This window comes from Streptomyces sp. NPDC050743, assembly GCF_044456925.1.
GTDB lineage: Bacteria > Actinomycetota > Actinomycetes > Streptomycetales > Streptomycetaceae > Streptomyces.
In genome coordinates this window covers 1-2,172 of the sequence record NZ_JBITGJ010000293.1, presented here as the reverse complement: position 1 = coordinate 2,172, position 2,172 = coordinate 1, and the positions used below count along the sequence as shown (strand labels likewise).

General features: G+C 66.5%; 1 protein-coding gene. It reads right to left on the bottom strand.

All coding sequences use genetic code 11. From position 1 onward, the window contains the following. Positions 1-133: 133 nt before the first annotated feature. Positions 134-1,675 (bottom strand): group II intron reverse transcriptase/maturase, encoded by a 1,542-nt coding sequence (gene ltrA, locus ACIBJF_RS53080; RefSeq protein ID WP_399185065.1) that lies wholly within the window; start codon positions 1,673-1,675, stop codon positions 134-136. Between the last annotated feature and the right edge of the window lie 497 nt (positions 1,676-2,172).

The following is a 2,172-nucleotide window of genomic DNA, read 5'->3' as shown; positions in this document are numbered from 1 at the left end:
TGTAAGGTCGGCCCGGGGCGCGGCGCTGGCCTTGCGACCAGCCCGTTTCCCCGGACCGCCTCCCGAACCCGCCGTGCGAGTCGTCCCCGCAACGGGCTCTCTGCAGAGTCCCGTTAGGGCCGTCGTCCGGTCGTCATGCCGCTGTCAGTGGCCAGGGCGAGGGGATCACTGATCCCCGGTATCGGTACCGAGTCGTGCGTACCAACCCGGTGTGGAACAGTTCCCGCTCCTGGCCTCTGGGCCACCATCCGCCGTCGCAGTAACGTCGGCGGAGCTCCTTCCGTGAAATCCGGCGGTGCTTGCGGCGAATCCAGCCGATCACCCGGCGCCAGACATAGGCGTCCAGGAACTGGAAGGTCACGCTCGACACCCCGGGGCGGAAGAATGCGGTCCATCCCCGCAGCAACGGATTGATCCGGAGCAGGAGGATGTCCAGCGGATGGTTCGTGTCGACCTGTCGGCACAGCGCCTTGACCTTCGCCATGACGGCGCGGAGCGCCTTCCTGGACGGGTAGGTATAGACGTAGGACCGGTTCGTGCCCCGCTTGCGGTGACGCTGGATGCGCCAGCCCAAGAAGTCCACGCCCTCGTCGATGTGCGTGATCAGGGTCTTCTCCTCCGACAGGCGCAGTCCCATGCGGGACAGCACCTGCGCGGCCTCTTCCCGGAGTTCCTCGGCATCCTGCCTGGTGCCCGCGACCGCCAGCACCCAGTCGTCCGCGAACCGGACCAGCCGATGATTCGGCAGACCGAGGCGGCGGCGCTTCGACCGCTCCCAGGGCTTAGACACCGGTCCTCCCGGAGCCTGGGCGAAGTGCTCGTCCAGGACGGAGAGGGCCACATTGCTGAGCAACGGGGAGAGGATTGATCCCTGTGGAGTACCGGTGTCGGTGTCCTTCAGCAGACCGTCCTCGGTGAGGATGCCCGCCTTCAAGAACGCCTTCACCAGCGCCAGGACGCGTCTGTCACCGATCCGAAGCCGCACCCGGTCGAGCAAGTCCGGATGCGAGATCTCGTCAAAACAGGACCGAATGTCGCCCTCAACGATCCACTCATAGGAGTGGGACGTCAGGTGCCGCACCTCGGCCACCGCGTCATGGACCCGATGGTTGGGGCGGAACCCGTAGGAACACGGGAGGAAATCCGCCTCGAAAATCGGCTCCAGCACCAGTTTCAGGGACGCCTGGACCACCCGGTCACGGACTGAACTGATCCCCAGGCGGCGACGTTTGGCCGTGCCCGGCTTCGGGATCAGCCGCTCCCGCGACGGCAACGGCCGGAAACTGCGGTCCTTCAGCGAGGCCCGCAGTGCATCGAGGAACACCTCGACCCCCGGCCGCAGCGCGATGGACGAGGCCGTATGGCCGTCCACCCCTGCGGTCTTCGCGCCCTTGTTACTGCGAACCCGGTCCCACGCGATGAGCAGGAACGCGGGGTCGACCACGAGGTTCATCAGGTCGTCGAACCGCCGATGAGGATCTTCCACGGCCCAACGGTGCAGCTTGGTCTGGATCTCCAGTACCCGGCGCTCGGCCTTCATCAAGGCCCACTCCAGCTCGTCGGTATTCACCAACGCCCTCCTGGCATTCCAGCATCCTTGCTGCAGACTTGCTGGCCCTCTTCGCCATGTACGCGCCTCTCGCGCGCTCGGACTACTACAGGGCCTCCGCCCCACCCACGGCCATCAGCCGGCATCGGGCCTGCCCGCCACCGGACTGGAGGCCCGGCGGGAGGGCGACCGTGGGTGGTTCCCACGTTCACCACGAATCGTTCGGCCAGGTCGGCGGCCAGCTATACCCCGGCAGCATCACCACGCCTACGCCGCAGGCTTTCAACGTGGCCTCCTCACCGTCTAATCGAACCGGCTTCGGAGTTGACCCGCCTACTGGACTCGGGTCACGCACTGCAATCCGGCCCACATCCGCCAGGTTGGAGCCGGAGGCACCGTTACGGAGCTTCGACCACTGGTTCACTCGCGTTCCGCCTTCTGACCTTGCTAGCCGGACCCGGACCGTCTGGCAGTACCGACCCGTCCCGACGTTGTCGAGGCTGCTTCCGCCCTCCCCGGCGATCCCCGGATCAGACTGCCTCCAGCTTCACCCGACCGCTGCGACGGCCAGGCGGTGGAGCCCTTCCATCTCCACACGAATCCGTAGTACTTCGTGGCGCACC